Source organism: Candidatus Villigracilis vicinus (genome assembly GCF_016702885.1).
Classification (GTDB): Bacteria; Chloroflexota; Anaerolineae; order Anaerolineales; family Villigracilaceae; genus Villigracilis; species Villigracilis vicinus.
This window is the reverse complement of sequence record NZ_JADJDD010000017.1, coordinates 63,376-89,541: the sequence shown is the minus strand read 5'-3', so window position 1 is coordinate 89,541 and position 26,166 is coordinate 63,376. Positions and strand designations below refer to the sequence as shown.

Here is a 26,166-nt window from a genome sequence, read left to right as displayed (position 1 = left end):
GTTGAAGTCTGATTATACAGGCATCTCTTAAGCCCGTTTTTTATTGCAGAGGTATAAACAATTAATTGCCTCTTTGCTGGAGTGCGGCGCTTCTATAACTGCCCAGATCATCTTTTAGAATGGTTGAAAGTCCTGCTTGCGCTCCGTTCCCGTAAACGACCTCGCGGATCTTTCTTGCCCGGTCCTCGTCCACAAGTTTGCCTTTGGGTGTGCTGGCTAGAGCTTCTAAAAGGTTTTGGCGCAGCTCAAAGAACTTCTCGTATAGTTCCTGTGAAAAGAAAAGCCCGTTTTCAGTGTTGAACTCGTTGAGTTCAGCGAGATATTGCTCAACCCACTTGCTGTCTTTGGGCTTATTTTCCATTGTCCAATTTGTTTCGTAACGAATATGAATGGACCATAACTTGGGGTAGATCTCGATCCGTTTTGTCAGAATACTTGAAAGCTGCGATTGCTGGAGCTGCTTTTCCGTTTGCCATTTGGATGCCAGATAGGATAATACGCCGACAGCGAGCGATACGATGGTGGAAACAAGAACAGTGATCACTTCGTTCATTTTGTGCCTCGAGGTTTTATGATTGAAATAATTACTTTTGTGTAAGTGGAAAAAGCCGGTCTTTGAGGTCATTGATCGGTTTTTCGAGATAGCGGAAGCTCACGCTGGCAACCAGGGCGGTCACTGCAAAGGCGAGCAGGTATGTGCGTGCCATGCCGTAGTTGATCGAAAGATCAAGGACTTCCCGATTTTTGTTTTGCACTTGAATAATGAACCAGATGACAATGTAATGATAGACATACATGCCATAGGATATCTTTCCAAGGTATTGCATAATGGGCAGGTCGAGGAAACGGACCCATAACCCTGTGCGGTGAACGGCATGCACGAGGAGGGCAAAGAAGTAATTGAGCAGGGAATATCCCCAAATAAACTTATAGGCACTGGACAGTGTAAATTCATATCCCAGGGTGTCGGGTCGTATCTCACCCAAGGCGATGTATTGGGTTGCGAACCCAAGTAATGGGATGACAACCGCCAATACTGCCAGCTGGGTGCGCGGCTTGGGCAGGGAAAATTGTGAAACGAAAGCGCCAAAGGCAAAGGCGTCGATGTGGGAGAAGGGTAGAACGTAGACAGCAAGATAGGGCGAGTTCAGAAGCGCGGGGAAGGCGTTCGAATTGTAGATAAGGAATGTGACCACACGTAAGATGGGACCCAGCACAATGGCTGTTAAAAAAACAGCCTTGGTACGTTCCTTTGGCGTGAAGAAAAGGATCAAAGGCCAGACGATATAGAACTGCTCTTCGACCGAAAGCGACCACAAGTGGGAAAGGAAGGCTGTATGTTGATATCCCGCACTGGCATGTAGAAAATTGTACACGTATAGAAAAGCATACGGCAGCTGCGGTTGGACGATGGTCTCGATCTCTTTTTGGATGAACTTGAATGGGATCATGTCGGTCTGCCAGGCAGCCAACCCAAGCAGGAAGAGATAAAAATAATACAGCGGAAAGATGCGCAGGAATCTTCTTCCGTAGAATGTCTTGAAATAGCGCTGCCCTGGCAGATTTTCTTTCATGCGCAGGAGAATGCCTGTGATCAAAAATCCGGAGAGCACAAAAAAGAACTGGACGCCCATCCAGCCGAAATCGTAATTCTTGGTGTGTGAGCCAAGGACCGTCAGAATGGCAAGGGCGCGCAGCCCGTCGAGACCGGGGATCATGAGATAAAAAGCCTTCCCTTTTTGGGGTGTATTGTGAAAATTTCTATCGCATCTGATTGTAACTGAAACCACTTTGAATCGAAAATTCCTCATGGCACGGGAAGACTTACTGTGTGGGAGGCTCATTTTTCTTTGCACATTGCAAAAACGCGCGTTAAAAATATTGTTAAGTAGTTGTTGATTCGGCTGTAATATCCAATGGGTTATACTCGGACTAAATCCCCTTAAATTCACAAAGGAAAATTTCATGACCAACCGTTATAAAATCCGACAAAATCTCATTTCCATTGGAGATGACTTCTGGATCGAGAACGAAGCCGGGCAAAAAGTTTTTAAAGTGGATGGCAAAGTTTTACGCATTCGCAAGACCCTCGTGTTCGAAGATGCAAAGGGCAAGAAACTTGCCCAGATCCAGGAACGTCTGCTGACCATCAAAGACACCATGGTGGTGGAAGATGCCGACGGCAAGGACCTGGCTACGATCAAAAAGGCACTGTTCACCCCGCTGCGTGATCGTTGGGATGTAAAAGTTAAAAACGGACCTGACTTGGATGTGCAAGGTAATTTCCTTGCCCATGAGTACACGATCAAAGACGGACGTAAAACAGTTGCTGAAGTTTCAAAAAAATGGCTGCGTATCGCCGATACCTATGGCGTGGAGATCGAGGATGGTCAGAACGATATTCTCATGCTTGCCATTGCAGTTGCAATTGATATCATGGTAGATGCAGACGAAAAAGAGAAAAAAGAAAAGAAAGAAAAGCTCGAAAAGAAAAAGTAATCTGCAAAGCGCCTCTGATGTAAAAATATCGGAGGCGCTTTATTTTATAATTGCCCTATGACACTTTATCTTGGTTGCCCGGTTTGGTCGTTCAAAGGTTGGGTTGGGAACTTCTATCCCAAAGGTACACAATCCAAAGACTTCCTGCGCGAGTATGCACGGCGGGTGAACACTATTGAAGGTAACACCACCTTTTATGCTGTCCCGGCGACAAAGACCATCGAGTCATGGATCGAGCAAACGCCGGATGACTTCCGCTTCTGTCTCAAAATTCCCAAAGCGATCAGCCACAACGGGACTCTCAAAGATTACATTGACCGCGCCATCGGATTCGTGGATACCATGCGTCCGCTCGCCTCAAAACTTGGACCGATGTTTTTACAGCTGCCCCCAAGCTATTCGCCCAAGCTGATGCCTGACCTTGCCGCTTTTCTCGCCGCGTTCCCAAAAGATATCCGCCTTGGTGTGGAAGTCCGTCACCTCGACTGGTTCGAGGATGAGCATCGTAATGCGCTCAATAAATTATTATCTGACCATAACATGGCGCGCGTTGTCATTGATACCCGTCCTATTCGCGATCTAGCTGGTGATGAGTCGATTCAAGGCAGTGCCTATGAAAGTCTGCTCGAGGCACGGGAACGCAAGCCGAATGTACCGGTCTTTGAAGAAGTGACTGCCGACTTTACCTTCCTGCGATTCATCGGTCACCCTGAGATGAGTCACAACCAGCCTTGGATGAACGAATGGACTCCCAGAATCGCTGACCAGTTATCGGCGAAGCTGGAGGCGTTCGTCTTCTGTCATTCCCCGGATAATTATCTGGCTCCGTACATTGCGAAGGAATTCCATAGCCAAATCTCCTCCCGAATCAAAATCGCCCCACTTCCATGGGACGACGTTGAAACGCCGAGCGAGCCGTTTCAGCCGACGTTGTTCTAATGCTCATGATGGGGATAGCTCCCCATCAGAACGATTTTTTTCTTACTCATAGCGTATTCTGCCAATGCGGTGATCGTCAGTGAGGGATTCACGCCTGGGTTGGCGGGCATCACCGAACCGTCGATGACATACAAGCCTTCGTAATTGTGAATTTCAAAGTTCTCGTTGATCAAACCTTCATCCGCATTTTTGCCAATGGGTGCGCCGCCGAGGATGTGGGCGGTGGTGGGTAGGTTGAGCAAGTTCTCGCCAATAGAACCAAGCGCCACGCCATTGGTGCGTTTCGCAAATTCCTTGGTCACTTCGTGCGAACCTTCTACCTGCGCGTTGATGATGTAGCCGGGTTCTTCCTCAGCCACCATGCCGGTGCGGAAGAGCGTGAAAATACTTTTGCCAATCTTGAATCGCATACGATTATCAGCATGTTGCATCACCAATAAAATGGTCACGTTGTGTGCCCAGCCTGGCAAGAAGAGTGCTTTACCAAAGTCAATGGGATGGGTGAGTGCCCAACCGAGGAAATTAAGCAAGCGACGCGGAATGCTAAAGTTCTTATCAATAAGCGGTGCAGCGAGAAAGCGCATGAGCGACGAACCATCGGGGTAGCGCACAGGTTCGATGCGGGTGATATCGTCGTGGTTATAAATAGAAGAGATGGATACGCCTTCTGAATAATTGATATCGGACTTGCGCGCCACGCTTCCGAGCAGACCTTCGGAGTTGGTCCTCACCATTGTCCCCAACTTCGCCGATAGTTTCGGCAGCGACTTCTTCACGTCGCGCAGATTCAGAAGCAGCTTCATTGTCCCCATCACACCTGCAGAGAAGATGACATTTTTTGCATGGACGGTTTGGGTTTGCTTGAAAAGCTTTGTTGAATCGCGAAAGGTAATTGCGTAGTGGGCTTCGCTGACCATAGACGATTGACCATCGACCATGGTTAGCGGTCGAACATCAGTCACTTCAACTTCAGCAACGACCTTCGCTCCGCGCTTCTCTGCAAAATACAAATAATTTTTCGGCAACGTATTCTTTGCGTTGTGACGGCATCCCACCATACAGCCGCCGCAATGCTGACAGCCCGCCCGAGCGGGACCTTCTCCGCCGAAGTACGGGTCTGGGACGGTGACACCAGCTTCCCCGAAGTAGGAGCCGACATCTGTCGCACGGAAGGTGTGTCCCATGCCGCGTTCCTCTGCCATTTCTTTGAGCAGCAAATCCGCTTTCCAAAGTTTGGGGTTTCTTGCAACGCCTAACATTCTTTTCGCCGTTTCATAATGCGGACGAAGCACATCGCCCCATTTGATATTTTGACTCCATGCGGGAGTGGCAAAGGTTTCGTCGGTGGGCACTTCGAGCACGTTGGCATAACCGAGACTTCCGCCGCCCACACCCGCGCCGTGCAAGACCATCACACCTTTGAGGATGCTAATCTGCAAGATACCATGCGCGCGCAAAGCGGGAAGCCAAACATATTTCCAATATTGCCAGTTTGATTTGGCAAAGTCTTTATCTTCGAATCGTTTACCTTTTTCAAGAACGAGAACCGAGTAGCCCTTCTCGGTTAAGCGCATAGCTGAGACACTTCCCCCGAAGCCGCTTCCAATAATCACATAGTCGTAAACTTGAGTCATCCTGCGCCCTCCGCGTTGAATTGAAAACAATTATACTTCCAGCGTCTCTCCAAAAAGGAATCCATGACCAACACCACCTTCACCTCCCGTCGTTCGCCCGTTTACTCCCGCCGTGGAATTGTCGCCACGTCACAGCCGTTGGCAACTGCCGCGGGCATTGAAGTCCTTTCGAAGGGTGGCAATGCTGCCGATGCTGCCGTGGCTGCCGCAGCCGCGCTGAATGTCACCGAGCCAACGTCCACGGGCATTGGCGGGGATATGTTCGCCTTGTATTTTGACGCGCAGACTCAGCAGGTGACCGCCCTGAATGGATCGGGGCGCGCTCCTTCCGCGTTGACGCTTGAGCGGCTAAAGCGTGAGGGACTCCTCGCTGACAGTTTGCCGTTCTATCATCCACATACAGTGACTGTCCCTGGGGCGTGTGCAGGCTGGTGTGACTTGATTAAGAAGCATGGCTCGCTTTCGATGAGTGACATCCTCACACCTGCGATTCGACTCGCGGACGAGGGTTTTCCCGTCGCGCCAATTACGGCTCACTTTTGGTCACGCGGCACGGATAGACAATTGAAGTCCGCGTTGAATGGGCATGAGATGACTATCGATGGGCGTGCGCCGAAGGCGGGCGAAATTTTCCATAATAAAGGTTTGGCAAAAACATTCAAACTCGTGGCGGAGCAAGGCGCTCAAGGCTTTTACCAAGGCTCGGTTGCACAGGCAATTTCCGCCGTGATTAAAGAGGCGGGCGGATGCCTATCCGCTGAAGACCTCGCATCGCATGTATCCACGTGGGAGAGTCCGATCTCTGTCGATTATCGCGGACTGCGCGTGTATGAATGTCCGCCGAATGGACAGGGCATCACGGCGCTCATCGCGTTGAACATTCTCGAAGGCTTTGATCTGGCTTCAATGGATTTGCTTTCGTCGGAGAAAATGCACCTGATGATCGAAGCCATGCGTCTCGCGTTTGCTGATGCGAAATGGTATGTGAGCGACCCGGCGTTTGCGAAGATACCGATGAAGGAGTTGCTCTCGAAGGAATACGCGAGCGAGCGCCGCAAGTTGATTGATATAAAGCGTGCGACCGTTGACCCGCAACGCGGCTCGCCTATGAATTCTTCGGGAACGGTCTACTTGAGTGTGATGGACAGCATGGGCAATGCCTGCTCGTTCATCAACAGCAATTACATGGGCTTTGGTACGGGCATCGTGCCGAAGGGCTGGGGCTTCACCTTGCAAAACCGCGGACATAATTTCAGCCTCAACCCGAATCATCCCAATGCGCTTGCGCCCGGCAAACGACCGTATCACACGATCATCCCTGCAATGGTGACGCGTGTTGCGGATAATCGTTGTATGCATCGTATGGCGTGATGGGCGGATTTATGCAACCGCAGGGACATGTGCAAGTCTTGTCCGCGTTGAAGGATGCAGGGCTTGATCCTCAGTCTGCACTTGACTTGCCACGCTTCTGCCTAGATGCGGATGCAGCGGGTGGTAACGTTGATATTGAAGAAGGGATGCCGACTGTCACGTTGACTGCCTTGCGCGAGATGGGGCATTCGTTAAACGAGGTTAGCGGCTATGAGCGGGCTGTCTTCGGCAGGGGGCAGGTTATCTTGCGGGATGAGTCCGGTGTGTTGTGCGGTGGCAGTGATCCGCGCGCGGATGGGTATGCAGGAAGTCTGTGATTTTTAACCACAGATGAACGCAGATGAACTTTTTTTAAATCCAATTTATCTATGTTCATCTGTGGTGAGTTTTAAAACAAGGAATTGATATGCGCTTTGAAGAATTGAACTGGATGGACGTGGAACGATACCTCGAACAAGATGACCGCCTGATTCTAGTGACGGGAGCATGCGAGCAACATGCCTATTTGAGTTTACTGACGGATATAAAAATTCCGCTGGCAATGGCAGATGCCGCCTCAAACGTGACCGGAGTGCTGGTCGCGCCGCCCGTGAACTTTGGCAACTCTCCATACTTTCGCGACTACCCCGGCACGCTGACCTTGCGAGTCTCAACCCTCAATGCAGTGGTCGAAGACATTATCCGCTCGGCATATCACCAGGGCTTTCGGCGGATCTTGATCTTGAACGGTCACGGCGGCAACAAGGGACTGAACGTCCATTTGAACGATGTCAATAACGACATGCCTGGCTTGAAGTTGAATTGGTACGACTGGTGGACGTCTCATTCGGTGGAGAAGGTGGCGATTAAATACAACCTCAAGCCCAAGCACGCCAACTGGCTGGAAGCGTTTCCGTTTACCGTGGTCAGCGAAATGCCAAAAGAGTCGAAGCTTTCGCCGATGGTTCCCAGCTCCATCATGGATTCTAAAACTGCCCGTGAAGTCTACGGCGACGGTTCGTTTGGCGGCGAGTATTTTGTGGATAATGCCATCATGTCCGAGATGTTCAATGCCGCAGTGGAAGATATTTTGATGATGTTGAAGTTTGAGTAGATCAGTGAGTAGTGAAAAGTGACCAGTAATCAGTTTTCAGACTGGTTACTGGTCACTGGTTAAATAAATCCTTCCGCTTTCAAAATCCCCTCAAACGCCTGCTTGGCATCTTTGACGGCTTTCTCTTTCCAATCGGTTGCGGAGGGATTAAACAATTCTTCAAATCCGCGTTTGGCTTCGGCGTGGACTTTGTCATTGACAGCCCCATGCCAATAGGCACGGTTCTCGTGGATCATCACCCGCGGACTTTGGAACAAGCCATAGAGTGTGTCACCGAGAGTGCCGAATTCAAAGGATGTGGCGTAAATTTTCTTGGTGGGATGGTCGCGCTGCTGCAAGCCGTAGATGTAATCGATCATGTCGCCGCGGATGGCGTAGAACTCGTCGGCAGTGGCAGCCACCACGAGTGGGTAGTTGAAGCGCTTCTCGAAATAGTCTGATGTGCCTTTATCCAACGCCGAGTTGACCAAACTCATCTGGTAGCGCGGACCGTAGCCAGTATGCATGTCGAGGTGCAGGACTTGGTCGTAGTTTTGCAATGCCATCTTGTACAAGTCCATGAGGGTGCGGGTCTCTTCGGGCATTTCTTTGCCGCCATAGTACAAGCCTTTTTGATTGCGGTACTGTCCGAGTAAGAGCGCGTAACGGAAATCGCGCATGCCCATTTTTGCTACGTGCAGTCCCAGCCCGAAAAGATAAGCGAGGTTATTGAATAACGTATTGGTAAGCGTACTCTTGGGATTCAGGAACGAATCGATTTTGTCGTAGGCGGGGTTGAAGGCTGGGTCAAAGTGTGGGTCGAGCATGAAGGTGCGGTTCAAGTCGATGTTGTCTTTGTTACCGCGGCGATGATTTTTCATGCCCCAGGGGTTGACAGCATGTACGAACAGAATGCCCGTCGTGCGCGGATCGAGCTTGGGCATATAGTCTTCAATGAAGCGGTGCATCATCGCCGAGCCGACATAGCATTCCACGCCGTGCTCGCCCGTGGTGAAGACGAGTATTTTCTCGTTCTTTTCAGTCGCAGGAGAGTAGATCCAGTCGATGGTCAGGTTGCTGTCGTAGGATATGACGTGTTGATGCAAGGATGCCTTGCTCCACATGTTTTGAATGGTGGGTAAGTATCCGCGGAAACGCTCGCGGGAGGATTCGTAAGTGGTGGGGAAGAGGGATTGGGTGTTTGTCATGGTTTCTCTTATGTCATTCTGAGCCGCGATAGCGGCGAAGAATCTCTACCATTGCTTTGGAGTCTTGCTCATCTTTGTAGAGACTCTTCGGTCGCGAAGAGCACGCTCCCTCAGAGTGACATGGCTTGATAAGGTTCCAACTTATATTCCGTATAAACTGTCTCGCAGGGATGCCCGCGCCCGATCCATGCGGTGAGTGTCTCCACTTGGACGATGATGCTGAAAACGGTCACACTATTGAATCCATGCTTACAAATCGAGGTGGGATACCCGCCATGGTCGGCGAGCAGTTGCTTGAATAGGTCGGGAGTCAATTTGCCGTAGTTCTCTTTGAGCAAGTATTCGGCTCGGTTGTGGCGAATGATCGAGTTGGCGATCGTGCTCCGGTCCAGTTCGAAGCGGCGCATGGCAGGATGGGTGTAGTGATTCGCGTGCGCCATCACATCCTTTTCGATGTAGAGCGCTTCGAGGTCGGTGGCGCTGCCTTCCATCGAGTAGACTTCGCCGGTTCCGTCTGCGATGATGTTGTTATAGCTGGAGGCGCGTTCCTTGAGCAGACAGGCATCCATCGCTTCGCTCAAATGCTTTGCCCCAAGAATGGCGCGCACGACCAAAAGCCGCGGCACACCGTGGCGGACGTCATTGCTGTTGAGTTGATTGCCAGTGAGGCTGATCTTTGCGGCATTATAGCCTGCACTGATTCCCACGCCACCTGCTGAAACGCCGATGAATTCCGGCTCGTCGCCCGCTTGAATTTTGAGAATGACGAGGTCTTCTTCGGTTTTAGCGGAAAGGTCATTGGTGTGTGCCACGAGAGTTGAGCCATCGAGCGTGGCGCGCCCGCGGGCTGCCATGTCGGTGCAGCCTTTGCCGTAGGGCGGAGTCTCCCACAGTTCTTCCAGCATTGAAATGAAGAGTTCGTCGAATGGGACATTTGCGCCTTCGGCAATGCCTTCGAGTTCATCCATGTATTGCGGGTAGACGGCACGGCTGTGAGTTTGGAAGATGCGGCTTTCATTCACGAGCATGTCCCATGTTTTCCCCGGCGGCAAACTTTCGTGAAGTTGACTCATCATCCTTGCGATCTGCGGTTTGCATTGTTCACCGATCTGTTTGCCGACTTCGCGGTAGGTTCCGCGTGCTTCAATAATGGGAATGGGGTGGTTTGACATACATTCTCCTTGGAATCAAAAATGACCCGTCAAGTGTATCAGAACACCGGGCGGGTCATTTGATCAGCTATCTTTGTTAGTCTACGACTACTTTGGTCCTGTTGAAGGTGATGGTGTGCAGCGTCCCTTCGTTGAGTTGGAAGCCGCCAGTGTACTTTGTGCCGCCGACATATGCAATGTAGTCGATCCAACCTACAGGGATCTCCACCTGATCTCGCCGCTTGACCGGGAATTCATTGATGGCGACCGTTCCATCCGCGCGATTGGACCGCAGGGAAATGTAAACATCCGCCTCGGATTTGTTTACAAGGTTGATGGATGCATACGCGGCATTTTTTGGAATTTCGGAGTTGTAATTATGTTTGGTTGGCTGCTCCGTTGAAACAACAGTCGTGTTTACGGTTGCGGCTGCAGCAGCAGTGGCTGAAGAAGGGCTGGAAAGATAGTAGGAAGGGATATTAAGCACCTGCCCAACATATAACGAATTGAAATTGGACAAACCGGGGTTTGCTGCTAATAGATCCTGAATGGTAAGCCCAAAACTATAGGCAATGCTTTCAATTGTATCGCCAGCTTGAACCGTGTAGGAGCTGGCGTTAATATATACACTAGAGGGGAGAGAGTTATAGTAATTGTAATAATTGTAAGTATAGTAATTATTGACCACACCCGCAACAGGAGTGACAAGAGTGGGGGTCGGAGTGAAAGGTGGTGTTGCAGTTTTGGTGGGAGTCGCTGTAACAGGTGTGGTTGTGCCCACTGTGCTGGTAACAGTGACGGTACTCGTGACTGCTGTGTTGGTGGCTGTGCCAAAATTCGCACCAGGGATGATAATGACCTGACCTGGGTTCAGCGGCTCAACCAGCCCGGGGTTGGCAACAAAGATCGCTGTGGTGGTGGTGCCGCACATCGCCGCCAACTCAGCCACAGTATCTCCTTTTTCAACGGTGTAGGGACCCCCGCAAGAGCCTCCTGCCTGCACCTGAAATGGTATAGCCATCACGGACAGGATGAACAGGATGAAAATGGTTGCTCTAAAAAATGTTCGATTGAACACGTCTGCCTCCTAAATTAGGGGAACTTTTATTTCGTATAAGCCTATGATACGGCAAAATGAAAGGAATGGCAATCGCTTTTGGCGGGTCAATTGCTTACAAGTACATGACATACCCCTGTTTTCGCCATAAATGCGGCTTGGATGTGGAGCCTTGATAAAATTACATTCATGGAGTTGTTATTGTGAACACAAATTTTCAACGGATATTAGATGAGATTTACGAAGAGACCCTTCCATTACTCGGGCAAGGGAAAGTTGCCAGTTATATTCCAGCTCTGGCAGAAGTGAACCCGGCTCAGTATGGCATTGCCATCCAAACATTGAGTGGAGAGGCGTATCAGGTGGGGGACGCCAATACGCCTTTTTCAATTCAGAGTATTTCAAAGGTCTTTACGTTGACGATGGTGTTCGGCAGGGTGGGTGAGGCATTATGGTCGCGGGTGGGGCGCGAACCTTCCGGCAATGCCTTCAATTCTCTGGTGCAGTTGGAAACGGAGAATGGAATTCCGCGAAATCCGTTCATCAATGCAGGCGCATTAGTTTGCACAGATCATTTGGTGTCGCTTGCCAGCGACCCGTTGTTGAATATTCGCAATTTTGTACGCGAACTTTCCAAAAACCCTGGTGTCAACTTCGATGAGTCTGGTCGCTTCCTCAGAACGCCAGACCGGGTTTCGCAACGCTGCTTTGATCAACCTGATGAAGAGCTTTGGGAACATTGAGAATGATGTAGATGAGGTGTTGAATATTTATTTTCATCAATGCGCGTTGATGATGAACTGTCACGATCTGGCACGGGCGTTCCTGTTCCTGGCGAATCAAGGTGTGAACCCATGGGATCACACGCGTATCTTAACGCCGAGTCAGGCAAAGCGTGTTAATGCGTTGATGCAAGTCTGCGGGCTGTACGATGATTCGGGAGAGTTTGCATTCACGGTAGGGCTGCCCGGCAAGAGCGGAGTTGGAGGCGGCATCGTTGCCATCATCCCGAATCAATTGTCAATTTGCGTCTGGTCGCCGGAGTTGAATAGTCGCGGCACATCTTTGATTGGAATGAAAGCTTTGGAACTGTTCACGACGAAGACCGGGGTTTCGATCTTTTAGTTACAACGCCTGCTCCAAACGATTGTGTGATGGCACACCCACCAACGTTGACATGCGCTGACCCGTTTGCTTGAAGCCCAGCCGTTCATATAAAGCCTGCGCGCGCGGATTGAGCACCGAGACATCCAACGCAGTTTGAGTCTTGCCTGCGTTGCGTCCCTGCTCCATGAGATGCTCCACGAGCTTTGAGCCGATGCCCTTGCCTTGCATGGACGGGTCCACGCCGAGATGCGCGATGTAATGCAGGCGTCCTTTCGGCGGTTGGATGATGCTCTCCACTTGCAGCCCGCGCGGGATGACCGTGAACGCCGCCAGCCCATAGAACGAGACGATCTGCCTGCCCATGGCGAGAAAATATTTCAAGGTCGCCTCGCCGTCGAACGCCGTTCCCACTGCCACGACCTTTCCATCCACTTCGCCGACGACGTGATATTTATAGCCGAACTCGCCATTGCCATCGGTAAAGGTGTAATGCAAAAATTCCAACGCCTGTTTTGGCTTGGGGCTGAAAATAAAATCAAACGCGGCGGGACCCGAACTATAGATCAACGGCACCACAGCATGGACATCTTCTGGTGTGGCAGGGCGGAATTTTATGTTCATAATGTTTTACCCTCCGCTCAAATACAATATTGCATAACATGCCAACCAGTGCTCCACCATGTAATCGGAGCCGGTCACCGCACCCATGCTGGCTTTGGCATGCACGTCACTTCCCGCCTCAAGGTGCGGACGGCGCACATCGTCCGCGGGCAGAATTTCTTTCAAGTGCTTCCACACAAAGGCGCGATACACGTTCAGTCCATGCAGGTGCGCGAGTTGCCCGTCCGACGCATCCGACACGAATGCCGGTTCAAAGAGTGACTTGGGTTCGCCGAATGCAAGTCGCGGAAGGAACGCATCCAACCACGTGAAAAATTCTTCGCGTTCGAGGACGAGGCTCATCAAGTCAATTTCGGTCAGCGCAGGCGAGAGGAAGTCCGTGCCGCTGGGCTCGTAATGGGCGGGGTAGTCTTTGTCCGCGCCATACCATTGGATCGCCGCCTTCGTGATGGCGGTCAGCAAACGCGAGTCACCTTGCGTTGCCAGATATCGCGCCCACGGCACCGAACGCGCCAACCCAAACGCGCTATTGCTGTGCATCCCCACGCGGATCGGATACGTCGCCTTCGGCAGCCATGCCAGGAATCCATCCGTAATCACATCCGCCAGCGGACGCGCCGCCTCCAACCACCTTTGAGCTGTTTCATCCTCCCAAACCGTCAGCTCGTGGACGAAGGTCAACGCCCAGCCCCAGCCATACGGTCGCTCGAAGCGCGGACGGGAACGCATGTACGCCGTCTCTTGTGCCAAGTTCTCAGGCGTGAGATGCGCGTTCAACACCTTCAGCGTTTCGGTCGTGTCAAAGGCATGCGGCACCAATCGCAACAGACGGATCAACACCCAATGCAACTCCACGCTTGAATGCCAATCGAAACAACCATAAAACGCCGGGTGCGCTTCACGCGGAGTGGGGCGGTCGTCCGGTCCTATCATCATGTGCTGCATCTGATTCGGGTATTCTTGTTGTATGGAATGGATGATCGAATCCGCGTAAGTGGATGCGACTTGTTCGAGTGCGGCTTTTTGGGGTTGAGATGTTGTCATTTAGTGATGTCATCCTGAGCGGACGGAGACCACCGCCCATAAGAGACCCTTCGGTCGCGAAAAGCCGCTCCCTCAGGGTGACATGGAATTTTTAATATGTATAAAACCCTCGCCCCGTCTTTCTTCCCAAATACCCCGCATCCACCATCTTGCGCAACAACGGCGCGGGACGGTATTTATCTTCACCCAAATCTCTCTGCAACACTTCCATCACGAACAGCACCACATCCAAGCCGATCAAATCTGCCAGCGTGAGCGGACCCATCGGGTGATTCATGCCGAGCTTCATCACCGCATCGATCGCTTCGGGCGTGCCGACATTTTCTTGCAACGCGAACACGGCTTCATTGATCATCGGGCACAAGATGCGGTTCGAGATAAACCCCGGCGAGTCATTCGCCGTCCATGCTTCCTTGCCCATCACCTTGCACAACTCCAGCGTCGTGCTCAAGGTCGCTTCGTCGGTGGCGAGTCCCTTGATGACCTCCACCAGTTTCATCAGCGGCACCGGGTTCATGAAGTGCATGCCAATGACCTTCTCCGGTCGCTTCGTGGCGGCGGCGATCTTTGTAATGGAAATCGACGACGTATTGCTCGCCAAGATCACGCCTTCACGCGCGTTCGCATCCATATCTTTGAAAATTTTGAATTTCAACTCCGGATTTTCCGTCGCCGCTTCGATGACGAAATCCGCCTCCTTCATCGCTTCCATCGTAGACGTGTAGTTGATCCCGTCTGCGGATGCCTTTTGCTCCGCTGTGAGCACGCCCTTCTCCGCCAGCTTCGCCGTGGATTTGGCAATCGTCGCTTTGGCTTTTTCCAACGCCGCAGCCTGCACGTCCATGCAAGTGACCTGATACCCCGATGTCGCCGCCACTTGAGCGATGCCATTGCCCATCGTCCCTGCACCGATGACAAATACATGTTTGATAATCATGTGGTCTCCTGATTCGATCTCGTCATTGCGAGGGCGCTCTTGCTCTTTGCCCGAAGCAATCTCATAAATGGTGCGCGAGGTTGCTTCGTCGCCAAAGTGCGGCTCCTCGCAATGACGGAAAAGAGTTATTTTTTATTTTTCCAAGCAATCATATTATTCTGGATCTGCTCAACATGCCCGGGAATATGGGCGGAGTACACATCGAACCATTTATCAAAGGTATAAGGCTCTTCATATTCAGGGTGTTTGATCCAATGGGTGTCAAAGACGATCTCCGGGATGCGTTTCAATAACTCATAGGTGGTTTTGCGCGCCAGGCGTGTCGCTTCGAGTGCATCTTCCAGATTGTGTTCGTGATAGTTCAATACTTCCGCCCATAGCGGTTGGTTGTAGCCCATAATGCTCCCGCCCGGCTCAACGATCAACTTCCGCGCGCGCAAGGCGGCGTTCGTTTCACTGTCCGCAATGTGGATGATAACTTCATAAACGCTCCACTCTTTGGGCTCTGGCTTGAAGAGCATTGCCTCTTGTGGAACTTCTGCCAAAGCCGCTTTTAGTAAGTCGTATCCACGTCCGTATAGTTCGAGCTTTTCATTGCGTTCTTGGGTATTCATTTTATTTTTCCCTATTCCGGTGGTTGAGTAGTGGCGCGTGAACTTTGCGCCACGTATCGAAACCACCAATTAATATAAAGTTTTCATTTTCGGGGTGGTTTCGGTACGCCTTTCGCAAAGACCGCTCAGGGCTACTCAACCACCGAGTTTCACCATCATAAAAACAATACTCGATATTCATCCATCGAATATCGAGTATCAAATATCGTTTACTCTACTTCAATCGCCATCGCCACCGCTTCACCGCCGCCGAGGCACAACGACGCAATCCCTCGCTTCAATCCGCGGTTTTGCAGGGCATAGATGAGTGTGGTCAGCACACGTGCGCCGCTGGCTCCCAGTGGGTGACCGAGCGCGATCGCACCGCCATTCACGTTAACCTTGTCCCAGTCCCAGCCTTGGTCGGCGAGAGCATACCCGTCCGCGAGGACTTGCGCGGCGAAGGCTTCATTCAATTCAATGAGGTCAACATCTTTCAACGTCCAACCGATTTTTTTCAATAACTTTGGCATGGCATAAGCGGGAGCAGCAAAGAGGTATTTCGGTTCCATCGCTGCTTGGGCATAACCAACAATTTTTGCAATTGGCTTAATGCCTTTCTTTTCGGCATACGCACGCGATGAAATCACTGTCGCTGCTGCGCCATCGTTCATGGACGAGGCGTTGCCTGCCGTTACTTTACCGTCCGCTTTGAAGACGGGTTTTAGTTTGGCTAGTGACTCTAGCGACGTATCCTTACGCGGACCTTCGTCGTGAGCCACGGTGGTTACTTCACCTTTGCGTCCCGGAATTTGGACGGGAACGATCTCAGCGTTGAAACGTCCCGCCTCTTGAGCCTCTACAGCTTTGAGGTGAGAGCGAAGCGCGAATTCATCCATCGCGGCGCGGGTCACTTCATATTCATCCGCGATAAATTCTGCGGCGTTGCCCATGCCCCAATTTTCGAACGGATCCCACAAGCCGTCGTTGAGCAGGGCATCGGTCATTTGCGTGTTGCCGAATTTCAATTCGCCCATACGCCCGCTGACGAGATACGGCGCGCGACTCATCGACTCAAATCCACCGGCGATGAAAAGCTCCGCATCGCCCGCACGAATGGCTTGGGCAGACATCATCGCCGCTTTCAAGCCCGAACCGCAGACCTTATTAATCGCAGTCGCACTGACAGATGCAGGTACACCGCCAAAGATCGCCGCCTGCCGTGCTGGTGCCTGTCCATTGCCAGCCTGCACAACATTGCCCATGAAGACTTCTTCGATTTCGCTTGCGTCAATGCCCGCTCGTTTGACAGCTTCCTGGACGGCAATAGCTCCCAACTTTGGCGCAGGGATGTTGCTTAACGCGCCCTGAAATTTTCCGATCGGAGTGCGTGCAGCACTCAGGATGACAGCTTCATTTTCTTTGCTCATCATGCCTCCTGTGGGGTGATAAGGCTATTATACATGTAGGAGTGTGAAGTGCGTCGTGCCTTGGGGTAAAATTTTACTATGACAGAAAATTTACCCATTGCCCAAAGTCAATCCCTCTACGAACTGCTCGGCGGCGAGACGGGCGTGCGCGCCCTTGTAGATCGCTTTTATGATCTGATGGATTCTGCGCCTGAAGCCAAAGATATCCGCGCTTTGCACGCTGCCAGTTTGAAACAGTCTCGCGAGAAGTTGTTTATGTTCCTCTCTGGCTGGTCAGGTGGACCCCCGTTGTATATGGAAAAATTCGGGCATCCCCGCCTGCGGATGCGTCATTTACCTTTCACCATTGGTGATCGTGAGCGCGATCAGTGGATATGGTGCATGAGTCATGCATTGGATGCAGGTGGATTTCATCCCTCAGTGGTGGAGCATTTGAAAACCAGGTTTAGAGAAGTTGCGGATTTTATGCGAAATCAGGAATAGAAATAAAAAAAGCGAGTAACAATTTGTTACTCGCTTTTGATTTTTCCAAGAAATTACCACGGATTGACGATCTCGATCTCCATGTTGGCGAAGTCGGTTTCATTGATCGTGACCAGTACCATGTGGTGGGTCAGTACAGTGGCTGCGATCAAAGAGTCGATGGCAGGGTTTTCGAAGCCGAAGGTTTCGAGTTTCGCTGACAATTCTCCCCAGCGGATGAAAATTTCTGCGTCCAATGAAATGATATGCCCTTCAAAACGAACGAGCAGGTCTTCATGGAGCCATTTTTGCAGGTCTACTTTTCGTAGAGATTCGGGTAGTTTTTGGATCGCCTTCGCGATTTCCCCCACGGTAATGGCGCTTAGGTAAATATCTTCCTGGTCAAGTGAGTCGACAAAAGCAACTACTTCTCGGTTGGGTTTGGTGGAAATTAATTCTGAAAGAACACAGGTATCGAGCAGGTACTTCATAGATGGATGTTTTTACGTGGGAGTGATCTATTTCTTTTCAGGTCGAGGTCCATGCCTGCGAGGGGAGAGGTACTGAAGAATTCGGATAATTTGCCTTGCGACTTGCGCAGTTTTTCGTAATCCGTGTACGAGATCACGACCACTGCCTTTTCCCCATGTTTCGTTATCACTTGCGGTCCTTGCATCAGGGCACGGGTGATCACTTCGCTCAATTTGTTCTTTGCGTCTTGTATTTGCCATACGGCGATCATGGAGGAAATTCCTTTTCTGGCTAGACTGGCTAGATTTCGCGTGTATTCTACCCTTTCTTGTCAGAATATGTCAAAGGATGTGGATTGCAATTTTATTAGAATTTACTTCGTATAGCCAGCGCCTAATTAAGATACGCCAATATTTTTCAAAGCTTCACGACGACTCAAAGGATGGAGTTCCTTCGTTACTTTCACGAACTTTCTGACCGGAGCGGCGTTGGTGTGGGCGTATTGACGCAATGCCCAGCCAATGGCTTTGTTGATGAAGAACTCCTCTGAGCCGAGGTTTTCCCGGATTAGTTCGCATAACAATTCAAAATCGGTCTCTGTTTTATAGCCAAGTTGGAAGAGCAGCGTAGTACGCCGCAGCCAAAGGTTTTCTGAACCGCGCCATTTTTTCAGATAATTTCTTTTCACATCTGGAAAACGCTTAAACATGCTTCCCACTGGGTGACTGGCAAGGGCGTCTACTGTATCCCACCAAGATTTGGTGGTGATGAGATATTCGAGAGTTGTGATGAATTCTCCGCCTACTTTTTTCTCGAACTTGCCGATCAGGTTCATGGCAAGGTATTGATATTCACGCTCAGGCAGGCTCCAAAGGTCGCGCGCGATCACATCCAGCTTTTCCAAAGGGGGGAGTCCTTGTGCATTGATGAACTCCCTTTGCAGATTTGTCACTTGCGGACTCTTGATCCCAAGATACTCGAATTGATCGCGCATGTACTTTTTCATTGGTGCCGCGTTCGTGGGGTTGGCGTGTTGTGCAAAGAATTTCTGTAGTGCAAGAGAATAAGGATGCATAGGGTTACCCAATGGTTTTTCTTATTTTATGCCTTCAGGCGGGACATAGCGGATATTCCAACGTCCGTTGCCCAGGTCGGTGAGGTAGGAATATGGCGTGGCAATAAAGAACCAGGTTCTCCCAGGTTTTAGTGGAACAGGTTCTCCATCTGCGTTCAGGAAGTAGATCGGGCGTGCCTGCCCGGTTTCCTTTTCGTATGCGCGTGCTTTGGTGCTCCAGCGGATATCGTATTTCATTCCGTCACGGAAGAGGTGGGCAAACCCGCCGCTGCCCAGCTCCAATTTTGTATCTACCAGCGTGCGGATCGGGAGACCATGATATTCATAGACTTCCTGCTCTACAAAAAGCACGATGATGTTTTCGAATTGCAATTGCCGGCTTGTCAGCCGGTCTATTTCAGTATGTAGAACCCCGGCATTTGCCTGGGTCGTGTCGTCCACGTAGCGCCAGTATGAGCTTGAAAGCGGATCGTACTCCCAGGCAGATTGGTTTAGAAGCGCCACATAGGTTTCCATTTTGCTGGCAGGCGTGCCGCCTTCGGGAGGCGTGTTTGAAAATACATTACTGGCGTAATTGAACGTGCCAGATCGGGTCTGGCGGTTCTCTTCTGCGAGCGCTTTCATTTTATCGATGCTCATCATTGCGCCGCCGCTGGCTTCATCATGTGGGACGAGGTAACACTGCGGAAGCAAAGGCAATATCTCAGGTGATGCCGAAGCGAAAATAAAGCACGAATTTAAGAAAAGGTTGTGGATATCAATATAAAACAACCGCCCCGAACGGATCGGTCCCACTTCGGCGGGTGGCTTGGGCACTGATAGATTCACAGGTGGATGCGCTTCATCGGATAGGATCAAGCCTGCATCCAGTGAAAGAGGCGTGGATCTGAATTCCGCTTCCGCCTTGCCTGAGGCTTGATCGGCGTCGCTATCCTTGTTTTCATCCCCAACATTTTTCTGGGTCACCTTCAGCCATGTCGGAATCTTGAATTCAACGGTATACCTTCCGGGCTGGGTGAGGAATCCATAATAGCCGTTCGAGTCACTTATGGTCTGTTGGATCATGGAGCCGGAGCCATCCAGCAGGTTGACGCAGATACCGCCGATCCCTTTTTCGTAATCTTCACGCCTGCCGTTCTGGTTTTCGTCCAACCAGATGCGGTTGCCGATGGAAAAGGTGCTTTCGGTATATGGCTCACGCCGCACTTCACAATCGCCCGTGACCGGTGTTTCAGGCTCAGGAAATGCCCCATAAAAAATGGATAGAAATCTTGTTGCGCCTTCGGTGATGTAGAACTCAAAGACCCACGGTGCGAAAGATAACCCTGCTTGTGGGCGGGCTGCTACGGGGAAGTGCGAGATAGAGATCGCAACAGCGGGCGTTTCCATTAAACCTGGGTCTTTAACCTGTTGCCCCGAGAGTGGATTGATGTCCGATGGGAAGTTTTCTTTGTCTGGTCCGTAATTCACAGGGGTCGCATAAGGTTGCGGTGTAGGTGTGAACTGAGCTGTAGGCGTCTGTGTGATGGTAGGAGACTCTGCTGGGGCGGCGGGTGTGGTTGTTTCACCTTCCTGTGTACTCAGGCAAGCTGCGAGGATGATCGTAAAAAACAGGAGTAGGATGCTGTGACGTTTCATTCAGTATGTTCCGTTTTATTTTGCGTCAGGCGGTTGAAAGAATTCCAGATACCATGTACCGTTGCCCTGCGGAGTGACAGAGGTTTCGGGTGTGACGATGAATATCCATGTGTGCCCTGGTTTGAGCGGCATGAGCTGCTTGGTGTTGGGGTCGATGAATTTGATCGGTTTGTGTCTTCCGCTTTGGCGTTCTTCATCGCTGAGTTGTGTGTTCCAGAAAATATCATATTTTTGCCCATCACGGAATAAGAGCGCATTGCCTTGTTGATCCTCTTCGAGGTGAATGTCGAGGTTGGTGGGGGAAACGACATCATGTTTCGTAAATAGGACGATGACATTCTCGAATTGTAATTGGCGGCTGGTGAGGCGGTCTATTTCAGGATAAAGCACACCGGGGTTTTCGATGTCGGCTTTGTCTACAAAGCGCCAGTAAGTTTGCGATGCGGCATCATAAATCCATGCGGCTTGGTTGAGGTAGGCAACGTACACATCCAGACGGGCTGCCGGTTCGCCGCCAGCGGGGGGAGTTTCAGCGAAGGCGTTGCTGGAATAATCGATATCGTAGAGTTTGCTTTCTTCTGCCAGGCGTTTTAGTTCATTGATCTCCAATAAGTATCCGCCGCCTTGCAGATCGTGGTTTACAAAAAAACATTGCGGCAACAGTTCCAGCACCTCAGGTGAGGCAAAGGCATAGATCAGGCAGGATTCAGGGAAGAAGGCGGCAATATCAGCATAGACCAACCGCCCCGAACGGACCGGTCCCACTTTGGCGGCGGGGAGCTCGGATGTTGTTGGAGGCTGGGAAGTGAGGATCAAGCCTGCATCCACGTTGTGAAGCGAAGAAGTGACCCCCAGCGCCTCGGTTTGCCCGGTGGCAGGGTCGGCTTCACTATCTTGTTTTTCTATCCCGATATTTTTCTGAACGAACTGAGTCCATGCCGGTTTTTGAAAAATAAGGACATACCTGCCTGCATCGACATTGAAGCCATAATACCCGTTGCTATCTGTGGAGGTCTGCTGGAGAGGGGTGCCGTTTTCTGCGTATAGAGTAACGCAAACCCCACCAACGCCGCGTTCCCAGGCATCTTGAAGTTGGTTGGCATTTTCGTCCAGCCAGACACGGTCGCCAATAAAGTTCGCAGTTTGTACAAAAGGTTCACTGCGAATCGGGCAATCTCCTGTGACTGGGGTTTCGGGTTCAGGAAACTCCCCGTGATAAACGCTAAGAAAACGCGTTGCGCCTTCAGTGATGTAGATTTCGAAAACCCAGGGGGCAAATGACAATCCCGCCTGCGGGCGCGCCTCGACCGGAAAGTGTGAAATGGAAACGAGTAGCGCGGGCAGGTCGAGCAGGTTGATATCTTCGACGGGTAATCCCGTCAATGGGTTTGAGTTTGCATCAACGAGTGGTGTGGCGATCGGGCTTGGCAGCGCAGTTGTTGTCTGTGTTTGTGGTGCAGATGTTTCGGTTGGGGGTGCCGGTGTCTCTTTGCTTTTACACGAGATAAGTAGTACGAGAATTGCAATGGTGAAAACCAGTGCACCGAATCGTTTGGTCTGTTTTTGCATGAAAACTCTCCATTTATTTATTTTCCCCCGTAATTCTTAACTGTAGCTAAATGTTATGCTGTGTGGCTTGTCGATGCGAATGCCGCTTGCACTCGCTGATAGGTTTGTTCCAATGATTCGGGCAGCACGCGCGTTTCGCCAACGGCAGACATGAAGTTCGTGTCTCCTGCCCAGCGTGGTACGATGTGAATATGGACATGCCCGAGCACACCTGCACCCGCCGCTTCGCCCATGTTGATGCCCACATTGAATCCCTGCGGCTTGTAGATCTGGCGCAGCTCTGTGGTGCAGCGTGAGGTGAGTTCCATCATTTCGGCACGGGTGTTGGCATCCAGCTCTTCGATGCCGGCAGCATGGGCAAAAGGGATCACCATTAAATGTCCGCTTGTATAGGGGAAGCGGTTGAGGATCACGTATGAAGATCTGCCGCGGAAGGCGATCAGGTTTTCGGTGCCATCGGGTTTGGCTTGGGCATTGCAAAAGACACAGCCCTCTTCTTTTTTGCTGTTTTCAATATATGTCATACGCCACGGAGACCAAAGGTGTTTCATAATAGGGGAGAGGAACTGATGATTTAACACAATTATAGGCGAAAAAGGTAAAACGTATTACATGGATACCTTTTCCCAGGCTAACGAGCTATGACTTGAACCATTCCCCATTCCTTAATTTTCGATTATCCTCGCCCCAATGCAACCCGACCTGTTTTCGACTCCATTCACTGTTTCACAGCTTACTTTTCGTATTCGCAGGTTGTTGGAAGATAATCCTGAATTTCAGGATGTATGGGTTTCAGGCGAAGTCTCCAACCTTTCACGCCCGGCGTCGGGTCACATCTACTTTACGCTCAAAGATAAGAATGCCTCGCTTAAATGTGTGATGTGGAAAACCGATGCTGCGCGAACCCGCCCGAATCTGCAAGAAGGTGCGGCGGTGGAAGTGCATGGCAAGATTGCCGTTTATGAACCACAGGGACAATATCAACTTATTGCGAATTTGATCCAAGCCAAAGGGGAGGGGGCGCTCTTTCAGGAATTCCTGCGGCTAAAATCCATGCTTGAAGCGGAAGGGTTGTTTAGCTCCGACCGCAAACGTGAGATCCCTGCTTTTCCACAAACCATTGGCATTGTTACATCTGCTACAGGTGCAGCCCTGCGCGACATGCTCAACACCATTCGTCGACGCCAACCGCTGGCTCGCGTAATCCTCGCTCCCTCTCCTGTGCAGGGTGTCGAGGCTCCACCCGCATTGGTCGCAGCACTGCGATCGCTCAATAAACAAAATCCCGATGTCATTCTCGTCGCACGCGGCGGTGGTTCCATTGAAGACTTGTGGGCTTTTAACGATGAAGGCGTTGTTCGCGAAGTGGCGAATTCAAAAGCGCCGATTATTTCTGGGGTTGGTCACGAAACGGACTTCACCCTGTGTGACTTCGCCGCTGATCTGCGGGCACCCACTCCCACTGCCGCGGCTGAATTAGCGACTCAAACCACGTTGGACGATCTCCGCTTTCAACTGGTCAACGCCCAGGCTCGCCTCACAGGCTTGATCTCCAACCGGCTGACTGACCATCAGACTTCTATTTCCGCGTTGGGTTCTCGACTCAAATTCGTATCGCCGGAACGGCGCATTCAAGCGGACTACCAACATCTCGACGAACTTTCGCGCCGTGCTTTTTCCGCGCTGACACATCGCATCCAATTGCATTCCGCCCGCGTAGATGGAATATCCAGTCGCCTGCAAGCCTTGAACCCTGAAGGCATCCTCGCGCGCGGATATGCTATCATCACCCGCAAACAAGATGGCAAGGTTGTCAGTACTGTATCTCAAGCACAAGGCGATCTGACCGTGCGGGTCAGCGACGGCGATTTTGAAGCAAGGCGCAATTCATAACCCACGTACTTTATTCTGGAGCGATCATGGCAAAATCAAAATCCACCCAAAAACCTGTTGAAGAATTATCCTATGAAGAAGCTCTCGCCGAACTCGAGCAAACCGTAGAAGCATTGGAAGGCGAGCAAAATCCATTGGACGAATCCATGAAACTTTATGAGCGCGGACAAGCCCTGGCAGCCCGCTGCAGCATATTATTGGAAGCTGCACAACTCAAAGTGCAGAAACTGGCTGGTGAGTCTGTTTTAGATTTCGATGAGGAAACAGAATGAACATTTTGGATATTTTCCAAAATAAAGTGTTGATCGCTGTCCTGGCTGGCTGGCTGTTGGCGCAGGCATTAAAGATTCCCACCGAGTACTTGCGGTCGCGTCGTTGGTTGTGGACGATGTTCTTTGCTGCTGGCGGTATGCCCTCTTCGCATACTGCCTTAATGGTTTCCGGCACGCTGGCTGTGGCTTTGTATCACGGTTTCGATAACCCCTTGTTTGGGGTTGCGGTTGCCGTCACCATGATCATCGCTCATGACGCAGCCGGAGTCCGCAGGCAGGCAGGCAAGCATGCCGAGCGCATCAACGTCCTGTTCGATGAACTGCTTAAAGGACATATGTGGAGTGAAAATGAATTGAAGGAAGTCATTGGTCACACCCCGCTTGAAGTCATTGGCGGTATTATCCTGGGTCTGTTGGTTGCCATTGGGCAGTGGATGATCTGGCCGTAGGCGATCCTTCGAGGATACCGATTTTCACCGTTTGGTTCTTAACGCCGAATTCGCCTCATGACTCCGTTCAAAATATAGCCCAACTCTGGTACTCGTAAGAGAGCCAGAACGGCAAAATAGACCGCTCCGCCGAGCGTCACGCCCACGGGTACAAGGATCCACGCACTCAGTTCCGCACCGAAAGACAACCAGCCCAATAACCCCAACGCCATACTGATTGCCGCTGCGAGAGAGGGGAGTGCGCCGCGCAGAATGTGCCCGCCTTCGATCCCATTCAGACGTTTGCGCATCATCACGAATAGCGCCGTCGCTTCGAGTGCGGTTGCGAGTGAGTTTGCCAACGCCAGCCCGCCGTGAGGCATGAGCCCGGCAGCAGTGAACATCCGTGCAAATAAAATGCTGAAAACGATGTTTAACAACATTGCCACTGTCCCAATGATGACGGGAGTCTTTGTGTCGTGCTGGGCGTAAAATGCGCGGGTCAAAATTTCCATAATGGAATGACCGAGCATGCCAGCCGCGTACCAAAGCAAAGCCCAAGAAACGATCTGAACCGAGTGCTCGTCGAACTCGCCGCGCTGATATAGCAGGGAAATGATCGGATTCCGCAAGACCATCAAACCGACGCTGGCAGGCAGAGCCAAAAAGATTACGCCTCGCAGTGAAGATGCCAGCGAGAAACGCATCTCATCCTGTTGCCCAAGCGCATGCTGTGCTGAAAAAGTTGGCATCGCTGCTATGGCTACCGATTGTGCAATGACCGCCTGCGCCATCAACATCAAAGAGAAGCCAAAATACAAACCCGATACACTGCCCGGCGCCATTTGCGAAGCCAGCCAGGTATTCACCCAAAAATTCAATTGGACCACTGCCACACCAATAAGGCGCGGACCCATCAATAGTAGAACCTGACGGACATTGGCGTCCTGAATATTTAGTGAAAATCTGAAGTTGCGAATTGCGGATGGCTTGGCGTGTGATGCATTCTTTGTAACCAGTTTATACAAAGAAGGTACCTGCACCATCAGGTACAAAACTGCTCCGATCACCACGCCCCATGCCAATCCATAAATTCCCATGCTCGGTGCAAGCACGACCGCACCAAAGATGATGCCGAGTTGATATAACGCGGCAGTTAATGCTGGAACTAAAAATATCTGATGCGCGTTGAGAATGCCAACGATCAATCCGCCGAGACCGAATAGGATGGCAGAGACAAGTTGAATGCGCAGCAAAGAAACGGTCAGCGCGAAGAGCTCGGGGTTGGAAGATAGCCCCGGGGCAAGGGCGAAGCGCACCACCTGTGGGGCAAAAAAGGCAATTAACGCCGCAAGCAAGCTGAGGGTCAGTGTGACCGCATTCGCCAGCGAAAAGGCAAGCCGCCAGGCAGAGTCCGTTTCGTTTTTGGCAAGCAGCCCGGTAAACGTCGGAATGAATGCTGACCCTAATGCACCGCCCGCGACCAATAAAAATAAAGTTTCTGAAACCCGGTTGGCAGCGAAGAAGGCATCCAGTTCTGGCGACGCACCAAATGCACGCGCAACCAAAACGCCGCGGACCAAACCGGCAAGCTGCCCAAAGAGAATGGCAAACATCACCGTTCCCGCGGCGCGGGCGATCTGCTGATTTGCGTTCGAATTATTTTCTGTCATGGCGGCAAGATTATAATGTTTT

At 51.2% G+C, this 26,166-nt stretch carries 27 protein-coding genes and 1 pseudogene; 10 read left to right on the top strand and 18 right to left on the bottom strand.

Translation table 11 applies throughout. The features are described 5' to 3' along the window. Nucleotides 1-61: 61 nt before the first annotated feature. Both IPG80_RS13795 and IPG80_RS13790 read right to left on the bottom strand, forming a co-directional pair. Complete coding sequence (locus tag IPG80_RS13795; RefSeq protein ID WP_345107808.1) at nucleotides 62-553, bottom strand: hypothetical protein; 492 nt, start codon at nucleotides 551-553, stop codon at nucleotides 62-64. A gap of 31 nt (nucleotides 554-584) precedes the next feature. After that, entirely contained in the window at nucleotides 585-1,718 is a 1,134-nt protein-coding gene (locus tag IPG80_RS13790) for an acyltransferase (protein WP_345107806.1), read from the bottom strand. Between the two features lie 247 nt (nucleotides 1,719-1,965). On the opposite strand from IPG80_RS13790, the gene IPG80_RS13785 reads away from it, so the two are divergent. Together IPG80_RS13785 and IPG80_RS13780 are read left to right on the top strand one after the other, a co-directional pair. After that, on the top strand, nucleotides 1,966-2,499 hold the full coding sequence (locus IPG80_RS13785) for an LURP-one-related family protein (RefSeq protein WP_345107804.1): 534 nt from the start codon (nucleotides 1,966-1,968) through the stop codon (nucleotides 2,497-2,499). A gap of 57 nt (nucleotides 2,500-2,556) precedes the next feature. Beyond that, nucleotides 2,557-3,438 (top strand): DUF72 domain-containing protein, encoded by an 882-nt coding sequence (locus IPG80_RS13780; protein ID WP_345107802.1) that lies wholly within the window; start codon nucleotides 2,557-2,559, stop codon nucleotides 3,436-3,438. On the opposite strand, the gene IPG80_RS13775 is transcribed toward IPG80_RS13780, so the two are convergent. Further along, a complete protein-coding gene (locus IPG80_RS13775) occupies nucleotides 3,435-5,072 on the bottom strand; it encodes a GMC family oxidoreductase (protein WP_345107800.1) in 1,638 nt (545 codons plus the stop codon). The genes IPG80_RS13780 and IPG80_RS13775 overlap by 4 nt on opposite strands. 63 nt (nucleotides 5,073-5,135) lie before the next feature. Between IPG80_RS13775 and ggt the strand changes: the two genes are divergently transcribed. The 3 genes from ggt (at nucleotide 5,136) to IPG80_RS13760 (ending at nucleotide 7,536) form a co-directional block, all read left to right on the top strand. After that, entirely contained in the window at nucleotides 5,136-6,443 is a 1,308-nt protein-coding gene (gene ggt, locus IPG80_RS13770; protein ID WP_345107798.1) for a gamma-glutamyltransferase, read from the top strand. Next, nucleotides 6,422-6,760, top strand: a complete 339-nt coding sequence (locus IPG80_RS13765; protein ID WP_345107797.1) for a gamma-glutamyltransferase — start codon at nucleotides 6,422-6,424, stop codon at nucleotides 6,758-6,760. The genes ggt and IPG80_RS13765 overlap by 22 nt, the downstream gene beginning before the upstream one ends. Before the next feature lie 89 nt (nucleotides 6,761-6,849). Beyond that, the gene (locus IPG80_RS13760; RefSeq protein ID WP_345107795.1) at nucleotides 6,850-7,536 is read left to right on the top strand and encodes a creatininase family protein; all 687 of its coding nucleotides are present in this window, start codon (nucleotides 6,850-6,852) and stop codon (nucleotides 7,534-7,536) included. Between the two features lie 59 nt (nucleotides 7,537-7,595). Here IPG80_RS13760 and IPG80_RS13755 read toward each other — a convergent pair whose 3' ends face one another. The 3 genes from IPG80_RS13755 to IPG80_RS13745 form a co-directional block, all read right to left on the bottom strand. Next, nucleotides 7,596-8,723 (bottom strand): M14 family metallopeptidase, encoded by a 1,128-nt coding sequence (locus IPG80_RS13755; RefSeq protein ID WP_345107794.1) that lies wholly within the window; start codon nucleotides 8,721-8,723, stop codon nucleotides 7,596-7,598. A 110-nt stretch (nucleotides 8,724-8,833) separates the two neighbouring features. Continuing rightward, nucleotides 8,834-9,895, bottom strand: coding sequence for a C45 family peptidase (locus tag IPG80_RS13750; protein ID WP_345107792.1), 1,062 nt, complete (start codon nucleotides 9,893-9,895; stop codon nucleotides 8,834-8,836). A gap of 76 nt (nucleotides 9,896-9,971) precedes the next feature. After that, nucleotides 9,972-10,952, bottom strand: coding sequence for a LysM peptidoglycan-binding domain-containing protein (locus IPG80_RS13745; RefSeq protein WP_345107790.1), 981 nt, complete (start codon nucleotides 10,950-10,952; stop codon nucleotides 9,972-9,974). 182 nt (nucleotides 10,953-11,134) lie between these two features. Between IPG80_RS13745 and IPG80_RS13740 the strand changes: the two are divergent. Beyond that, a pseudogene (locus tag IPG80_RS13740) lies at nucleotides 11,135-12,056 on the top strand (glutaminase). On the opposite strand, the gene IPG80_RS13735 reads toward IPG80_RS13740, so the two are convergent. The 5 genes from IPG80_RS13735 to IPG80_RS13715 form a co-directional block, all read right to left on the bottom strand. Continuing rightward, the gene (locus IPG80_RS13735) at nucleotides 12,057-12,659 is read right to left on the bottom strand and encodes a GNAT family N-acetyltransferase (protein WP_345107788.1); all 603 of its coding nucleotides are present in this window, start codon (nucleotides 12,657-12,659) and stop codon (nucleotides 12,057-12,059) included. Between the two features lie 6 nt (nucleotides 12,660-12,665). Beyond that, a complete protein-coding gene (locus IPG80_RS13730; RefSeq protein ID WP_345107786.1) occupies nucleotides 12,666-13,703 on the bottom strand; it encodes a DUF2891 domain-containing protein in 1,038 nt (345 codons plus the stop codon). A 91-nt stretch (nucleotides 13,704-13,794) separates the two neighbouring features. After that, complete coding sequence (locus tag IPG80_RS13725; protein WP_345107784.1) at nucleotides 13,795-14,640, bottom strand: 3-hydroxybutyryl-CoA dehydrogenase; 846 nt, start codon at nucleotides 14,638-14,640, stop codon at nucleotides 13,795-13,797. Nucleotides 14,641-14,765: 125 nt separating this feature from the next. Further along, nucleotides 14,766-15,254 (bottom strand): DinB family protein, encoded by a 489-nt coding sequence (locus IPG80_RS13720; RefSeq protein ID WP_345107782.1) that lies wholly within the window; start codon nucleotides 15,252-15,254, stop codon nucleotides 14,766-14,768. Nucleotides 15,255-15,463: 209 nt separating this feature from the next. Continuing rightward, nucleotides 15,464-16,663 (bottom strand): acetyl-CoA C-acetyltransferase, encoded by a 1,200-nt coding sequence (locus IPG80_RS13715; RefSeq protein ID WP_345107780.1) that lies wholly within the window; start codon nucleotides 16,661-16,663, stop codon nucleotides 15,464-15,466. 78 nt (nucleotides 16,664-16,741) lie between these two features. On the opposite strand from IPG80_RS13715, the gene IPG80_RS13710 reads away from it, so the two are divergent. Then, nucleotides 16,742-17,146 carry a group II truncated hemoglobin gene (locus IPG80_RS13710; RefSeq protein ID WP_345107778.1) on the top strand — a complete coding sequence of 135 codons (405 nt, stop codon included), beginning with the start codon at nucleotides 16,742-16,744 and terminating at the stop codon, nucleotides 17,144-17,146. A gap of 53 nt (nucleotides 17,147-17,199) precedes the next feature. On the opposite strand, the gene IPG80_RS13705 is transcribed toward IPG80_RS13710, so the two are convergent. The 6 genes from IPG80_RS13705 to IPG80_RS13680 form a co-directional block, all read right to left on the bottom strand. Further along, nucleotides 17,200-17,616 (bottom strand): type II toxin-antitoxin system VapC family toxin, encoded by a 417-nt coding sequence (locus IPG80_RS13705; RefSeq protein WP_345107776.1) that lies wholly within the window; start codon nucleotides 17,614-17,616, stop codon nucleotides 17,200-17,202. Further along, nucleotides 17,613-17,867, bottom strand: coding sequence for a type II toxin-antitoxin system Phd/YefM family antitoxin (locus IPG80_RS13700; protein ID WP_345107774.1), 255 nt, complete (start codon nucleotides 17,865-17,867; stop codon nucleotides 17,613-17,615). Before IPG80_RS13700 ends, IPG80_RS13705 begins: the two co-directional genes overlap by 4 nt. A 126-nt stretch (nucleotides 17,868-17,993) precedes the next feature. Then, entirely contained in the window at nucleotides 17,994-18,671 is a 678-nt protein-coding gene (locus tag IPG80_RS13695) for a DNA alkylation repair protein (protein WP_345107772.1), read from the bottom strand. A 21-nt stretch (nucleotides 18,672-18,692) separates the two neighbouring features. Continuing rightward, nucleotides 18,693-20,309 carry an SdrD B-like domain-containing protein gene (locus IPG80_RS13690; protein WP_345107770.1) on the bottom strand — a complete coding sequence of 539 codons (1,617 nt, stop codon included), beginning with the start codon at nucleotides 20,307-20,309 and terminating at the stop codon, nucleotides 18,693-18,695. Nucleotides 20,310-20,324: 15 nt separating this feature from the next. Further along, nucleotides 20,325-21,878 carry an SdrD B-like domain-containing protein gene (locus IPG80_RS13685; RefSeq protein WP_345107769.1) on the bottom strand — a complete coding sequence of 518 codons (1,554 nt, stop codon included), beginning with the start codon at nucleotides 21,876-21,878 and terminating at the stop codon, nucleotides 20,325-20,327. A gap of 53 nt (nucleotides 21,879-21,931) precedes the next feature. After that, nucleotides 21,932-22,402 carry an HIT domain-containing protein gene (locus tag IPG80_RS13680; protein WP_345107767.1) on the bottom strand — a complete coding sequence of 157 codons (471 nt, stop codon included), beginning with the start codon at nucleotides 22,400-22,402 and terminating at the stop codon, nucleotides 21,932-21,934. 166 nt (nucleotides 22,403-22,568) lie between these two features. Between IPG80_RS13680 and xseA the strand changes: the two genes are divergently transcribed. Genes xseA through IPG80_RS13665 form a run of 3 tightly spaced genes read left to right on the top strand, consistent with a single transcriptional unit; the run spans nucleotide 22,569 to nucleotide 24,492 of the window. After that, on the top strand, nucleotides 22,569-23,771 hold the full coding sequence (xseA, locus tag IPG80_RS13675; RefSeq protein WP_345107765.1) for an exodeoxyribonuclease VII large subunit: 1,203 nt from the start codon (nucleotides 22,569-22,571) through the stop codon (nucleotides 23,769-23,771). Between the two features lie 26 nt (nucleotides 23,772-23,797). Further along, nucleotides 23,798-24,043 carry an exodeoxyribonuclease VII small subunit gene (locus tag IPG80_RS13670; RefSeq protein ID WP_345107763.1) on the top strand — a complete coding sequence of 82 codons (246 nt, stop codon included), beginning with the start codon at nucleotides 23,798-23,800 and terminating at the stop codon, nucleotides 24,041-24,043. After that, on the top strand, nucleotides 24,040-24,492 hold the full coding sequence (locus IPG80_RS13665) for a divergent PAP2 family protein (protein ID WP_345107761.1): 453 nt from the start codon (nucleotides 24,040-24,042) through the stop codon (nucleotides 24,490-24,492). The genes IPG80_RS13670 and IPG80_RS13665 overlap by 4 nt, the downstream gene beginning before the upstream one ends. Before the next feature lie 38 nt (nucleotides 24,493-24,530). Here the strand turns inward: IPG80_RS13665 and murJ are convergent, their stop codons facing one another. Beyond that, on the bottom strand, nucleotides 24,531-26,144 hold the full coding sequence (gene murJ, locus IPG80_RS13660; RefSeq protein WP_345107759.1) for a murein biosynthesis integral membrane protein MurJ: 1,614 nt from the start codon (nucleotides 26,142-26,144) through the stop codon (nucleotides 24,531-24,533). Nucleotides 26,145-26,166: the final 22 nt, after the last annotated feature.

Excerpts from the sequence above, each read along its gene's own strand:
- IPG80_RS13715 (WP_345107780.1), bottom strand. The coding sequence starts at position 16,663 with ATGAGCAAAGAAAATGAAGCTGTCATCCTGAGTGCTGCACGCACTCCG.
- IPG80_RS13785 (WP_345107804.1), top strand. The coding sequence starts at position 1,966 with ATGACCAACCGTTATAAAATCCGACAAAATCTCATTTCCATTGGAGAT.
- IPG80_RS13680 (WP_345107767.1), bottom strand. The coding sequence starts at position 22,402 with ATGACATATATTGAAAACAGCAAAAAAGAAGAGGGCTGTGTCTTTTGC.
- ggt (WP_345107798.1), top strand. The coding sequence starts at position 5,136 with ATGACCAACACCACCTTCACCTCCCGTCGTTCGCCCGTTTACTCCCGC.
- IPG80_RS13795 (WP_345107808.1), bottom strand. The coding sequence starts at position 553 with ATGAACGAAGTGATCACTGTTCTTGTTTCCACCATCGTATCGCTCGCT.
- IPG80_RS13685 (WP_345107769.1), bottom strand. The coding sequence starts at position 21,878 with ATGCAAAAACAGACCAAACGATTCGGTGCACTGGTTTTCACCATTGCA.
- IPG80_RS13750 (WP_345107792.1), bottom strand. The coding sequence starts at position 9,895 with ATGTCAAACCACCCCATTCCCATTATTGAAGCACGCGGAACCTACCGC.
- IPG80_RS13690 (WP_345107770.1), bottom strand. The coding sequence starts at position 20,309 with ATGAAACGTCACAGCATCCTACTCCTGTTTTTTACGATCATCCTCGCA.
- IPG80_RS13700 (WP_345107774.1), bottom strand. The coding sequence starts at position 17,867 with ATGATCGCCGTATGGCAAATACAAGACGCAAAGAACAAATTGAGCGAA.
- IPG80_RS13710 (WP_345107778.1), top strand. The coding sequence starts at position 16,742 with ATGACAGAAAATTTACCCATTGCCCAAAGTCAATCCCTCTACGAACTG.
- IPG80_RS13775 (WP_345107800.1), bottom strand. The coding sequence starts at position 5,072 with ATGACTCAAGTTTACGACTATGTGATTATTGGAAGCGGCTTCGGGGGA.
- IPG80_RS13755 (WP_345107794.1), bottom strand. The coding sequence starts at position 8,723 with ATGACAAACACCCAATCCCTCTTCCCCACCACTTACGAATCCTCCCGC.
- IPG80_RS13735 (WP_345107788.1), bottom strand. The coding sequence starts at position 12,659 with ATGAACATAAAATTCCGCCCTGCCACACCAGAAGATGTCCATGCTGTG.
- IPG80_RS13760 (WP_345107795.1), top strand. The coding sequence starts at position 6,850 with ATGCGCTTTGAAGAATTGAACTGGATGGACGTGGAACGATACCTCGAA.
- IPG80_RS13720 (WP_345107782.1), bottom strand. The coding sequence starts at position 15,254 with ATGAATACCCAAGAACGCAATGAAAAGCTCGAACTATACGGACGTGGA.
- IPG80_RS13670 (WP_345107763.1), top strand. The coding sequence starts at position 23,798 with ATGGCAAAATCAAAATCCACCCAAAAACCTGTTGAAGAATTATCCTAT.
- xseA (WP_345107765.1), top strand. The coding sequence starts at position 22,569 with ATGCAACCCGACCTGTTTTCGACTCCATTCACTGTTTCACAGCTTACT.
- IPG80_RS13730 (WP_345107786.1), bottom strand. The coding sequence starts at position 13,703 with ATGACAACATCTCAACCCCAAAAAGCCGCACTCGAACAAGTCGCATCC.
- murJ (WP_345107759.1), bottom strand. The coding sequence starts at position 26,144 with ATGACAGAAAATAATTCGAACGCAAATCAGCAGATCGCCCGCGCCGCG.
- IPG80_RS13695 (WP_345107772.1), bottom strand. The coding sequence starts at position 18,671 with ATGCATCCTTATTCTCTTGCACTACAGAAATTCTTTGCACAACACGCC.
- IPG80_RS13665 (WP_345107761.1), top strand. The coding sequence starts at position 24,040 with ATGAACATTTTGGATATTTTCCAAAATAAAGTGTTGATCGCTGTCCTG.
- IPG80_RS13725 (WP_345107784.1), bottom strand. The coding sequence starts at position 14,640 with ATGATTATCAAACATGTATTTGTCATCGGTGCAGGGACGATGGGCAAT.
- IPG80_RS13790 (WP_345107806.1), bottom strand. The coding sequence starts at position 1,718 with ATGATCCCCGGTCTCGACGGGCTGCGCGCCCTTGCCATTCTGACGGTC.
- IPG80_RS13705 (WP_345107776.1), bottom strand. The coding sequence starts at position 17,616 with ATGAAGTACCTGCTCGATACCTGTGTTCTTTCAGAATTAATTTCCACC.
- IPG80_RS13780 (WP_345107802.1), top strand. The coding sequence starts at position 2,557 with ATGACACTTTATCTTGGTTGCCCGGTTTGGTCGTTCAAAGGTTGGGTT.